Annotated in this window: 9 protein-coding genes; 3 read left to right on the forward strand and 6 right to left on the reverse strand. The window is 69.4% G+C overall.

All coding sequences use genetic code 11. The features are described from left to right. Positions 1–734: 734 nt before the first annotated feature. From ACQPXG_RS03680 to ACQPXG_RS03690, 3 genes are all read left to right on the forward strand, one after another. Positions 735–1,607 (forward strand): helix-turn-helix domain-containing protein, encoded by an 873-nt coding sequence (locus tag ACQPXG_RS03680; protein ID WP_433466187.1) that lies wholly within the window; start codon positions 735–737, stop codon positions 1,605–1,607. Positions 1,608–1,862: 255 nt separating this feature from the next. After that, on the forward strand, positions 1,863–2,075 hold the full coding sequence (locus tag ACQPXG_RS03685; protein WP_433466188.1) for a DUF397 domain-containing protein: 213 nt from the start codon (positions 1,863–1,865) through the stop codon (positions 2,073–2,075). A 378-nt stretch (positions 2,076–2,453) separates the two neighbouring features. Beyond that, positions 2,454–3,941 carry an alpha/beta hydrolase gene (locus tag ACQPXG_RS03690; protein ID WP_433466189.1) on the forward strand — a complete coding sequence of 496 codons (1,488 nt, stop codon included), beginning with the start codon at positions 2,454–2,456 and terminating at the stop codon, positions 3,939–3,941. Here the strand turns inward: ACQPXG_RS03690 and ACQPXG_RS03695 are convergent. From ACQPXG_RS03695 to ACQPXG_RS03720, 6 genes are all read right to left on the reverse strand, one after another. Further along, positions 3,935–4,618, reverse strand: coding sequence for a maleylpyruvate isomerase N-terminal domain-containing protein (locus ACQPXG_RS03695; protein ID WP_433466190.1), 684 nt, complete (start codon positions 4,616–4,618; stop codon positions 3,935–3,937). The genes ACQPXG_RS03690 and ACQPXG_RS03695 overlap by 7 nt on opposite strands. Further along, complete coding sequence (locus ACQPXG_RS03700; protein WP_433466191.1) at positions 4,615–5,442, reverse strand: NAD(P)H-binding protein; 828 nt, start codon at positions 5,440–5,442, stop codon at positions 4,615–4,617. Before ACQPXG_RS03700 ends, ACQPXG_RS03695 begins: the two co-directional genes overlap by 4 nt. A gap of 104 nt (positions 5,443–5,546) precedes the next feature. Continuing rightward, entirely contained in the window at positions 5,547–8,522 is a 2,976-nt protein-coding gene (locus ACQPXG_RS03705) for a right-handed parallel beta-helix repeat-containing protein (protein WP_433466192.1), read from the reverse strand. A gap of 72 nt (positions 8,523–8,594) precedes the next feature. Next, positions 8,595–9,212 (reverse strand): alpha-ketoglutarate-dependent dioxygenase AlkB, encoded by a 618-nt coding sequence (locus ACQPXG_RS03710; protein WP_433466193.1) that lies wholly within the window; start codon positions 9,210–9,212, stop codon positions 8,595–8,597. 420 nt (positions 9,213–9,632) lie between these two features. Then, complete coding sequence (locus ACQPXG_RS03715) at positions 9,633–11,567, reverse strand: ABC1 kinase family protein (RefSeq protein ID WP_433466194.1); 1,935 nt, start codon at positions 11,565–11,567, stop codon at positions 9,633–9,635. Positions 11,568–11,708: 141 nt separating this feature from the next. Then, positions 11,709–12,614: a helix-turn-helix domain-containing protein gene (locus ACQPXG_RS03720; RefSeq protein ID WP_433466195.1), complete on the reverse strand. Its 906-nt coding sequence runs from the start codon at positions 12,612–12,614 to the stop codon at positions 11,709–11,711. Positions 12,615–12,714 lie beyond the last annotated feature (100 nt).

The following is a 12,714-nucleotide window of genomic DNA, read 5'->3' on the forward strand; positions in this document are numbered from 1 at the left end:
GGGACCCCATGCCTCGAATCGCGACTCCGGATTCCGCTCGGCCGGCGGGGGCGCCCGGCGCCCGGCGGCGTGGCCGAAGTCACATCACCTATAGCCCGCACCGCGTGATCGCGGTTAGACTGGGTGAGTCCGCAGAAACGTTTTGGCAGGTCAGCCCGGATCTTTCTGCGTTTTCGCAGGAGTGTCGGCGCAGACCGGCCGGAACGTCGTCGTGCGGCCCTGGGAGTCGCTCTCCGCTCTCCCTCGATCGTCTTGGCTGCCAGACCGGTGATCGGCGGGAAGCGGCGGGCGACTCTGTTCTCTTCTCTGGCATTGCCGAAGTCTCGTGTCCTCTAGTGGCCTCCCGTCCGGCGCATGCCAGGTTCGTTCTCCGTCCGCCCGCGGTGCCCGTGGCCCCGTGTCCGCCGGCGGACCGCTCACCGGAACGCGTGCGGTCCCGTCCGAGCCCTTCACTGTGTGTCAGCGTAGGTCCTGACGATACGCTCGCACCTTGCCCGGTTGCAACTAGTCTTCTACTATTCTGCTACCTAGCACATTAGTACATGGACTCAGGGTATGCAGCAGTCTGGTAGCTACGACCGCAAGATTTAGGTTGTATGGCGAGGTTTTGTCCTCCGGGTGTGGGGGTCCTTGACCAAGCAGGTGGCGCTATGACGTCGAGTGTGATGCGAGGTCTCGATATGCCATGTAGCATCCAGGTGGGTGGCAGCGACTACTTACAGTGAGCGAGCACGATGACCAGTGACCAGGGGCCGATAGTCCAGAGTGCGCTGCTGCGCACCGAACTCGTCCGCCTGCGCAAAGAGAAGAACCTGACGCAGGAGCAGGTGGCGCGGGAGCTGGAGTGGTCCCCGTCGAAGCTCATCCGGGTCGAGGGCGGCAAGAACGCCATCACCCGGACCGACTTGCAGGCGCTTCTCCGGGCTTACGGCGTGACGTCCGAAGGGCGCCAGGAGCGGTTGCAGGCGCTGGCCCGAGGCGCCCGTGAGCCCGCGTGGTGGAACGCGTACAGGGGTGAGCTGGACGCCGGTTTCCTTAACTATGTTGGCTATTCAGCGGGTGCGGCCTACATCCGGCAGTTCCACGGGACGGTCATCCCGGGGCTGATCCAGACGCCCGAGTACGCGGAGGTGCTCTCGACCGGCCAGTCGTCGCCGACGGGACGTGTGCTCGCCGTGAAGCTTCGCATCCAGCGGCAGCAGGAGCTCGGGAAGCGGGAGAACCCGCCGCGCCAGCACTACATCATCGACGAGGCCGTGATCCGCCGCCATGTCGGCATCAAGATCGATCCGGCGATCATGCCCGCCCAGCTCAACCACATCGCCGACGCGGCCGAGAGCAACGATCTGCTGACCGTACGGGTCATCCCGTTCCGGTCGGGGGCGCATCTCGGGCTCGACGGCCCGTTCAGTCTCCTGGAGTTCGAAGGCGACCTGGACGACATCCTCTACCTGGAGGGCCGGCCGGGCGCCAGCCTCATGATCACCGGGGACGACACCCGGATCCCCGAGTACCGGGACAGCTTCGAGCTGCTGCTGGAACAGGCGCTGTCGGCCGAGGAGTCGGTCGCGCTGATGCGGCAGACCGCCGAGGACCTCATGGCCTGACTGACTTCCATACCGCAACTCATCCGGAGGTGACAGCGGCATCCAGCATCCCCAAGGCGAGTGGCCGTCATAACACTCTGCGTGATCTTGTGTTCCCTTGTAGGCGGGATAACTAGAACCGTTTACACTCTGGATCGGGAAATTATCCACAAGGTCGTGGTTTGTTGTGCCCTACTTGGTGTTCGCCCGGTGGGTGCCCTCGCCCGATCGGCGGGGCATGACGGCACCCGTCGGCATTGGATGGAGGGTTGCTGGATGGTGTACCTGTCCGACACGGAGGCTGCGCTGAACTGGCGGAAGAGCAGTGCGAGCAAGGACGAGGACGACTGCGTCGAAGTGGCGTCCCAGGGCTCGTCGGTGCTGGTCCGTGACTCGCGCAATCGCTCCGCCGGCGTTCTCGCTCTCGGGCCCGCTCAGTGGAAGGCCCTCCTGAACGCCATCCACGACGGCGCCCCGGACCGCCGTTGAGTCACCAGACTCATTTCCCCGCCTCTTTCAAGAATTGTCGGATACCACAGCGCTGTGAAGTGTTGACTGGCGACTCTTGACAGGACGCTCGGAACGGGCGGATTCCGGCGTATCCCTGAGTGAACCCTGAGTCCACCCTGAACCACCCCTGATCACCCTGTTCCGGTGAAGGAACCGCCCTTAGCTTGATCGTCAGTGTTGGTCCAGGGGGGCGACCCCCTGGAACCCCCGTCACGGGCGGAAGACCGTTTCCCGATCCGCTCCGCGTCTCGTGAAACGGCCTCCCTCCCGGCGGGTCGGGCGACCTCCGGGCGCTGAGCGCCCTCCGGCCGCCCGACCCGCGCGCCCATCTGACGTCCCTTCACCGGAAGGACCTTCATGCTGCGCGAACACAGGCTCGCCCTTGTGGGCGCGGCCGCGGCCGGGGTGGTGGCGCTGGCCGGCGCCGCCGTCCCGGTACGGTCGAGCCTCGCCGCCGCGGCCCCCGTGGCGTCCACGATCGACTGGCACGCCTGCGGTGACGACGGCAAGGCCGAATGCGCGACCCTGCGGCTGCCGATCGACTGGGCTCGGCCGGACGGCCCCACGTTCGGCCTGGCCATCGCTCGTCGCAAGGCCCTGGACCCGGGTGCCCGCGTCGGCACGCTCGTGTTCGGGCCGGGCGGCCCCGGCGACTCCGGCGTCCAGCGCGTCACCAAGCTCAAGGGCGGCATCGACCGCTTCAGCGACCGGCTTCGCGAGCGCTTCGACATCGTCAGCTTCGATCCGCGCGGGATCGGCGCCAGCCACCCGGTGACCTGCTCGGCCGACCTCGTGAAGGCCGGCCCGTCCCCGATGATCAAGAGCGCGGAGGAGTTCCAGGCGACCCTCGTCCACAACGCGCGGCTGCGGGCCGACTGCCGCGAACGCACCGGGCCGCTCTACGACCATGCGGACACGCTCAGCACCGTCCGGGACGTGGACGCGATCAGGGCGGCCCTCGGCGAGCAGAAACTGACCTTTCACGGCAGCTCCTACGGCACGCTCCTGGGCGAGATGTACGCCGAGACGTATCCGAAGCGGGTCCGTGCGATGGTCCTGGAGAGCGTCGACGACCACAGCGTCCCCGACGCCCGGCGGTTCCTGACGTCCGAACTCGCCGCCGCCCAGGACTCGTTCGACCAGTTCGTGGCCTGGTGCGGACGGACATCGGACTGCGCCCTGCACGGCAAGGACGTCCGCGCCATCTGGCGCGACCTGAGGGCCCGCTCCGCCCGCGGTGAACTGCCCGACCCGTCCGAGCCGGGCACCGCGCTGCCTGAGTTCAACCTGGTGCTGATGGCCTACAAGAGCTTCTACGGCCCCGACTGGGCGATGCTCGCCCAGAACCTGGCCGCTCTGAACGCGGCCGGGCCCTTCAAGCCCTCGCCGCAGCCGGCGGCTGCACCGGCCTCCGCGGAGACCGTGAACGACCCGTTCACCGCCCAGTTCTGCTCCGACTGGAGCCTCCCCGTCCGCGACTACCGGGAGTACGCGCAGCTCATGCGGCGGACGGAGAAGGTCGCGCCCGACATGACGTTCGCGCGTCCCGTCGTGGCGATCTCCGCGTGCCTCGGCTGGCCGCAGCCCGTCCGCAACCCGCAGCACCGTCTGGACGTCCGCGGCAGCGCGCCGATCCTGCTGTCGAACGCCGTCCACGACCCCGCCACGCCCTACGCCTGGGCGCAGAACGTCACCCGCCAGCTCGGCCGGACCGGACGCCTCCTCACCTATGAGGGCGCGGGCCATGGCAGCTACGGCCGGGGCCCCTGCATGCAGGACACGATCGACGCCTACCTGATCTCCCTGAAGCTCCCGCCGCGCGGCAAGACCTGCCCGGCTCAGTAGAGGAAGGGGAGTTGGACGCCGCCGGCGCCGGTCAGGCCGGTGCCGGGGGAGCGTCCCATCAGCCAGGCGAGGAGGGACGTGGCAGAGCCGGTGACCAGAAGGTCGCCGCGCCCGTGCTCTTCGCCGGTGTCGGTGGCGCGCAGCCGGAGGTCTGGGGCGTCGTCCCGGCGGGCGTAGGACGCCGTGACGCTCGCCAGCATCCGGGTGGTGAAGCCGGCGGGCCAGTCGCGGGGCGTGAAACCGGCGTCCAGGTCGACGTGGTGGACGAGCACCTCGGTGAGACGGGCGTCGGCGGCACGGGCGGCCGGGTGGCGGGCGCCCGTCGTCCACTGGACGGTCCGCTCCCACGCCTCGTCCGGCATGAGCGCGTAGGCCTCGGCGAACCTGCCGGCGCTGTCCCGGACGTCCGCCAGGAGGGCGCCCGCCGGACGGCCCGCACCGTCCTCGATCTCGGCGGCGCGGGCCTCAAGGCTCCGGTACTCGTAGGATTCGACGCCGGTGCGGGCCCATGTCAGCAGGCGGGTGCCGCCGTCGGCGTTGCGGGCGACGTGGGTGAGGACGTGGCCGCGCGTCCAGCCGGGCAGCAGCGACGGCGCGCGGACGCCGCCGTCGTCGAGCCGCGCGGCGGTGGCGAGCAGGCTCCGGGTCGCGGCCTCGATCTCCGCGAGCGGGGTCACGCGAAGGCGTCGGCGTGGGCCTCGGCCCACTGCCGGAACGTCCGCGGCGGCCTCCCCGTGACGTCCTGGACGGTGGAGCGGACGACCGACTCGTCGAGCGAGCCGCCCACGTAGAAGTCGAAGAACGCGTCGACGTACTCGACCGGCATCTGCTCGCTCATCTCGGCGCGGGCCTCGTCGTCCGGCTGCGCCTCGAAGCGCAGGTCACGCCCGAGGACATCGGCCAGGACGGACACCTGGTCGGCCGGCCGGGTCGCTTCAGGGCCGGTCGGGTAGTAGATCTGGCCTGCGTGACCGTCCTCCAGCAGGGCCTTCGCGGCGACGGCGGCGATGTCGTGCGGGTCGACGGCGGCGGTGTGGACGTTCGCGAACGGCAGCCGCAGCGTGTCGCCGGCCTGGAGCTGCGGAAGCCAGCGAAGCGCGTTGGACATGAACGCGGTCGGCCGCAGGATCGTCCAGGGCAGGCCGGACTCGTGCACGGCCCGCTCGGTGACGATCATGTAGCGGCTGACCGCGTTGGTCATGTCACCACTGCCCGCCGAACCTCCCGAAAGCTGGACGATCCGCTCGACTCCGGCGCGGCGGGCCTCGGCCAGAACACCCGGCATATCGCGGTAACCGGGAAGCAGGAAGACGCCGTTCGTTCCGTCCAGCGCGGGCGCCAGCGATGCGGGGTCGTCCAGATCGCCCGTGACGTACTCGACGCCGGCCGCCTCCGAAGGCGGCGGCTTGCGCACCAGCGCCCGCACCGGTTCGCCGGACGCGGCGAGGATGGACACCAGTTCGGAGCCGATGTTTCCCGTGGAACCCGCAACCAAGATCATCAAAGCGTCCTTTCAGCGGAAGTTCAGCCCGGCGGGCGACGAACCGGCCTGCTCGGCCGCGCGTTCGGCCGCCTCCGGTGGCCGGGCCCAAGTGGCACTTCACATCACTGCGACGTGATGTCCTCCGGCACGAGCGTGGCGAGTTGTTCGGTGGTGAGTTCGGTGCCGGCGTTGGCGAGTTGTTCGGTGCGGCGGGCGTGTGCGGTGACGGCGGCGCGGAACAGTTTGTCGACCTCGCGTCCGTTGCCGACCCGGAACCGGTCGCGGTTGGCCGCCAGATAGGTGGCCAGGGCCTGCTGGGTGGGTTCGGGGACGCGGTAGTCCGCCGCTTTGGCCTTGCCCAGGAAGATGGAGACCAAGCCGTCGACCTCGTAGGGCTGGAAATTCAGGGTGCGGGCGAACCGTGAGGCAAGGCCCGGGTTGGTCGCCAGGAACCCTTCCATCTCGGCGGTGTATCCGGCGGCGATGACGATGATCTCGTCGCGGTGGTCCTCCATCAGCTTGACCAGGGTGTCGATGGCCTCCTGGCCGAAGTCGTTGCCCGATCCGGCCTGCCGGGACAGGGTGTAGGCCTCGTCGATGAACAGCACCCCCCCGCGGGCCCGCTCGAACACCTCCGCGGTCTTCTGCGCGGTGTGCCCGATGTACTGCCCGACCAGATCGACCCGCGCCGCCTCGACGACCTGCCCTTGCGCCAGCACCCCCAGCGCGGTCAGCAACTCCCCGTACAACCTGGCCACGGTGGTCTTGCCCGTCCCGGGCGGGCCGGCGAAGATCAGATGCCCGGTGAACGGTTCGGCCTCCAGCCCGGCCGCGCGCCGCCGCCGCGCCGAGGCGATCAGGTTCAGCAGGTCACGGATGTCGGTCTTGACCTCCTGCAGCCCGGTCATCGCGGTCAGCCGGGCCATCACGGTGTCGACCTGCCCGGCGTCGCGGGCCTCCCCGAACCGGGCCGCCAGACCACCGGTGTCGACGTCCAGATCCTCGGCCACCAGCTCAGACAACTGTTCGGCCGAGGGCAGTTCCTCCATCTCGCCCAGCCGCTGCGCCTGCCGCTCCACCGCCGCCTCGAACACCTGCCGCGCCGCCCGCCCGTTACCGAACGAGGCGTCCCGCTTCATCGAGGTGAAATGCGCCAGGATCGCCTGGCGGGCGTCATCGGCCAACCGGTAGCCGTCGGAGTCGGCCTGGGCCTGCACGATCTGCACCAGTTCGGCCGGGGTGTAGTTCTCAAACTCCACCGTCCGGGAGATCCGCGACGTCAGGCCCGGATTGGCGTTGAGGAACTCGCGCATCTCCGCCGAATACCCCGCCGCGATCACCACCACCTCGTCGCGGTGGTCCTCCATCAGTTTGACCAGGGTGTCGATGGCCTCCTGCCCGAAATCGGTGCCGGTGGCCTTGCGTGAGAGGGTGTAGGCCTCGTCGATGAACAGCACCCCACCGCGGGCACGCTCGAACGCCTCGGTGGTCCGCAGCGCGGTCCCGCCGATGTTCTCCGACACCAGGTCGGCGCGGCTGACCTCGACGACCTGGCCTTGGTCGACCACGCCCAGCGCCGCCAGGATGCCGCCGTACAGCCGCGCCACGGTGGTCTTGCCGGTCCCGGGCGGGCCGGCGAACACCATGTGCCGACCAATGGAGGGCCCGGGCGGCAGCCCGGCCAGCCGCCGCCGCTCGGCCACCTTCTGCAGATTGGTCAGCTTGCGGATCTCACGTTTGACCCCGGCCAGACCGACCATCGCCTCCAATTCGGCCAGCAGCACCTCCGCCGACGCACCACTCGGCGTCTCGCCGCTGGGCGTCTCGCTCTTGGGCTCGGACGGCGCCTGACTCACCGGCTGGGCCGGAGCCTCGCTCTTGGGCTCGGCGGGCGCCGGCTTCGCGGTCTGAGCGGTCGTGGGCGACCATTCGTAGTCGAACAGGTCCGGCTGCCCGTTGCGGACACTCGTCAGGTCGTCGATCTCCACGCTCGACCCGACGCAGGTGAGGACGCCCCGGCCGTGGTTGTCCGCCACCGTGCAGCGGCGGACGGTGAGTTCGGCCTCCGGTTCCACGCTCACGCCGGCGAGCTTGCTGCCGCTGACCGTCATCCCTTCCAGCAGGACGCGGGCGCCGGTGCCCAGCCCTACGCCGACCTGCCCCGCGTCGGCGACCCGTCCCCGGACGACCGTGACGTTCGCCCGCTCGGTGAGGGAGAAACCGTTGCTGCCGGCGCCGACGACCTCGCAGTCCTCCAGGAGCGCGACACCTTTGTTGTCCACGACCACACCGGTCCGGTGCACCGACTCCATCTTGACCCGCCGGGCGGTCAGCGAGCCGCTGCTCGTGACCCACACCCCGTCGACCTTGGGGCGCACGATCTGACAGTCCTCCGCGAGCATGACGCCCTTGTCCGCCGCGACCAGGGACGTCTCGCCCGAGCTGTAGAACGTGCAGTTTCGGATCGCCGCGTCCGCACGGTCGTCGACCTTGATGCCGGCGCTGGCCGGGTCGCTGATGGTGCACGCCTCGATCAGCGGCTTGGACCCCTCGGTCACCCAGATGCCGTGCCCGCCCGAGTCCTTGACCTTGCACGACCGGATGGTCACCGAACTGCCGCTGCGGATCGCCACCGCGTTGCCGCTCGTCCCGGTGACCGAGGTGCCCTCCATGACCCCGGCCGCGGCGCTGTACACGACCGCGCCGTCCTGGATCTGGCAGTCCCGGATCGCCAGCCGGGCGCCCTGCGCCGCCCGCACGGCGACAGAGTTCTTGGTCGTGAACTCGCACTGCTCCGCCAGGACGGTGCCTTCCGCGACCTCCAGAGCCAGGCCGTCGTCACTCCAGTTCCGGACGACGAGGCCCTGCAGCGTCACCTGACCGGTGACCTCGATCGTGGCTACGGTGCGGCCGTCCAGCGTGACCGAACCCGGCCCGCCCACCGCGGTCATGACGAAGTCGCCCGAACTCTTGAACCCCGTGTTCGGGTACGAGCCCGGCTCGATCAGGATGTGCCGCCCGGGCGGTGCGTAAGGCGGCAACGGCGCGTTGAGCGCTTCCAGTACCGTCCGATACGCCCCGGGGGAGGTCAGTGACACGACCAGACGATGCAACGGGCCTCCTCATGAATCACCGTTAATGGTGCCATGAGTTGAGGGGTTCGCGCTTTTTCAGCGGACCCCTCGCGGCCTGAACTGGATGCTGATCCGCGGGCCTTTGACACGGGTGCTCTTCGGGATCGCGTGCTCCCACGTCCGCTGGCAGCTCCCGCCCATCACGATGAGGTCGCCGTGGCCCAGCTCGTGCCGGACCGTCGCTCCGCCGCCGCGGGGGCGGAGCAGAAGGCTCCGAGGCGAGCCGACCGAGAGGATGGCCACCATCGTGTCGTGCGTGGCGCCGCGTCCGATGGTGTCGCCGTGCCACGCCACACTGTCGCGGCCGTCCCGGTAGAGGCAGAGCCCGGCGGTGCGGAACGGCTCCCCGAGTTCGGGGGCGTAGTGCTCGTCGAGCATCGCCTTCGCCTCGTCCAGGACGGGGTCGGGCAGCTCCGCGTCCTCGTCGTAGAACGACAGCAGGCGAGGGACGTCCACGACCCGTTCGTACATGCGGCGGCGTTCGGCACGCCAGGGGACGGACGTGAGGAGCCGCTCGAACAGCGCGTCCGCCGCGGGAATCCAGCCGGGCAGGACGTCGACCCAGGCACCGCGTTCCAGCCGCGTGCGCCGCGCCGAACTCAGCGGACGCGGACCACTCTCGTCCGTGCGATCCAGCAGCGACCCTTGGAACATGCCCTTACTGTACCGGGCAGGTCAAACATGTGTTCGATCAGGTGTCTCCGTCTCGGGCCGGCCGCCATTACAACGAAAAGATCCCGGTGTGAGGCGGCTGAGCCACCCCACACCGGGACCTATCTCAGGAACGAATCATCGGGTCACGATGGACCCGATCGAATCGTTCAGTGGGTCGGACGCGGACCGCTGGTGTCGGTCCGGACCGTGGTGCCGCCCTTGGTCTCGACGTGGATCGTCGGAGAGCTCTCCGACGCGCCGCTGGAAGCCCCCTGCTCCGGGAGGTCGGCCGGGCATCCCTCGGAAGTGAGGGTGCGACTAGGACCGTTTGGGATCTTGCTCTGTTGGCAAGGTCGCGAGCGGGGTACCGCCTGTGGTGATGGTCACCTTCCTAGCCGTCCCCGTCCATCTTCAGCGCGGTCAGCGGCGGAAGATCACTGCTAGTACGCGGAGGGAGAGAACCGAGCAGATCACCAGGCCGCAGTAGCCGAAGAACTCGTAGAGGGTCACGTCCGCCGTCATGGCCGGGCCGCCCCTCAGACCGAGCAGCATCACCGCCATCACCCCGGCCGTGGAGGCGAGGATGGTGAGCAGCACCTGCTGGAGGAGACCCGTGACCGTGCGCCGGTCACCCTCGTCCGCGAAGAGCCGGATGTTCATGGTCAGGCGGCCGGCCTCCGCGGCGGCGGTGATGCGGTCCAGCCGGCGGGGGAGGCGGCGCAGCAGTGGCAGCAGGCTGAGCAGCTCGTCGTTCGCGGCCTGCTGGAGCGAGCCGGGCTGGAGCCGTTCCCGCAGGTAGGACTCGCCGAACGCCTGCGCCTCGGTGACGATGCCGAAGCCGGGCGCCAGCTCCGTCAGCCCGCCCTCCAGGGTCGCGAGCGCCCGGAACACGGCCGCGATCTCCGCCGGGACGGCGAGGTCGAACCGCGCGACGAGCCGGAACAGGTCGGTGAACATGGCCATGCCCGGGGTGGTGCCGGGGCCGAGATGGCGGGCCATGAAGGCGCCGAGCGCGCGGGCGAGGGCCTGCTCGTCCAGCTCGTCCGGGCGGGCCACGACCTCCAGGAACGCGTCCGTCACCGCGACGGCGTCGCCTCGGTTCATGGCGTGGAGCATGCGCTGGAGGCAGCCGCGGAGTTCGGTGTCGAGCCGTCCGACGGACCCGAAGTCGATCAGGCCGAGACGTCCGTCCTCCAGCAGCAGGATGTTGCCGGGGTGCGGATCGGCGTGGAAGACCCCGTCCAGGACGATCTGGCGCAGCACCGTGTCGAGGAGGGTGTGGGCGAGCTTCGTCCGGTCCATGCCCTGCGCGTCGATGCGTGGGCCGGCCTTGCCGAGCGGGACGCCGTCCAGGCGTTGCATGACGAGGACGCGGTTCGTGCACAGGTCGTCATACGGATGGGGGATGACGACGTCCGTGTTGCGGCCGGTCGCCGCCACCGACGCCATGTTCCTTGCCTCCACACGGAAGTCGAGTTCCTCGCGCAGCGCGGTCGCGAAGCCGTCCGCGAGCTCGACGACGCCGAACGCCTTGGCCCATCCGGCGCGGTCGTGGAGCGTCCGGGCGAGGCGGCCGACGATGTCCAGGTCGCGTTCCACGACCGCGCGGATGCCCGGCCGCTGGATCTTGACCACGACGTCCTCGCCGGACGGGAGCGTGGCCCTGTGCACCTGCGCGATGGACGCGGCGGCGAGCGGAGTGCGGTCGAACGTGGCGAAGACGTCCTGCGGGTCGCCCAGCTCCTCCTTGATGACGCGCTCGATCTCCGGCCAGGGGACAGGGGTGGCGCGGTCCTGGAGCCGTCCCAGCTCTTGGACGAACTCGGTGGGCAGGACGTCCCGCCGGGTCGACAGGACTTGGCCGAGCTTGACGAACACGACGCCGCCCTGTTCGAGGGCGTGCGTGAACGAGCGGGCCGTCTGGGTGCTCGGGCGGGCGCGTCCGCGCAGGTAGGGGCCGAGCCCGTGGCGGAGGAAGACGAACGTGATCCGCCAGTAGCGGCGGGTGCGCGCGATCCGCGACCGGACCCCGCCGAACCAGTACAGCGGCGACGGGACGGTGCCGGTCGGGACGAACGCCTCCCACAGCACCAGGACGGTCATCGAGACCAGGAGCGCGCAGGCGAAGCCGAGGCAGATGAACCACGGCAAGGGCGTCAGTTCCCGGCGCACGCCCATGTCACCGATCAGTGCGCTGATGATCGGGCTCGCGACCGCCTGCCCGGCCGCACCCGCCATCGCCGTCCTGACCAGGGAGAACCGGACGTTGAGGAGTCTTCTCGCCCCGTACGCCATGACCCACGTGTTGATCGCCGTGCCCGTGATGAACGCGACAACCGTCGTCGTAGTACCCACTCCGCCACCGCCCGCAGTCTCGCTTTTCCGTCGCGGGCGACGCTATGGAGCGCGGGGTCCGGTCTTCTTCCCGCTTGCGGGGGACTTGTTCGTCCTGACGGGGGACCGGTCGCCGGGGCCTGTTCGTGCCGGCGGGGGGGTTCAGAATTCCGCGAGCAGGTCCTTGAGGAACGCGGTGGTCCGGGCGGGACGGGCCGCGCGGATCGCCAGCAGGTCCATGATCTTCTGGTAGCGGACGGCCTCCTGGCCCTCCGGGTAGCGGGCGCCGGTCAGCTGCTCCAGGTAGATCACGTCTTCCAGATCGTGTTCGGCGAACCGCACGATCGTGATCGGGCCGCCCAGCGCCAGATGGCCGCCCGCGGAGAACGGCAGGAGCTGCAGGTTCACGTTGCGCATGCCCTCCGACACGGCGATCAGGTGCTCGATCTGGCCCCGCATCGTCTCCGGCCCGCCGATCGGCCGCCGCAGCGCCGCCTCGTCGATCACCGCCCACATCGTCGCGGCGCCGGTCCTGCGGTGGAGGATCTCCTGCCGTCTCATCCGCACCGTGAGGCGCCGTTCGAGCCCGTCATACGCGGCGTCATGGTGTTCGAGCCCGATGACGGCCCGCGCGTAGTCACGTGTCTGCAGCAGGCCGGGAACGTACTGCACCTCGTAGCTGCGGATCGTCGTCGCCGACTGTTCGAGCCCGAGGTACTGCTCGAACCAGCCGGGTATGACGTCGCCGTAGCTCTGCCACCAGCCGGGCTTCTTCGCTTCCTGGACGAGGTCGAGAAAGCTCTTGCGCTCGTCCTCGTCGTCGACGCCGTAGAGGGTGAGGAGTTCGAGGACGTCCCGGGCCTTGAAGCCGTGCCGCCCGAGTTCCAGCCTGCTCATCTTGGACGCCGAACCGCGGATGATCTCACCCGCCTGCGCCCTGCTTAACCCCCTCTCCTCCCGCATACGCCGTAACCGCGCCCCGATCTGCATGCGCAACGCGGTCGGACCCGTCTGCCGATTGTCAAGCACAAGATCTCCAGCGTCCCGTACGTTCGTCCCGGCAACCATCGGAGCGTCTCACAGGCAATGGCGGTTGCGCAGGAAACCTCCGGACAGACATATCTAACTGGTCTGCCGCGTTGTGCAAATCACATCTTCGTGTTAAACG

The sequence above is a fragment of the Spirillospora sp. CA-128828 genome (genome assembly GCF_050945415.1).
Taxonomy (GTDB): Bacteria; Actinomycetota; Actinomycetes; order Streptosporangiales; family Streptosporangiaceae; genus Spirillospora.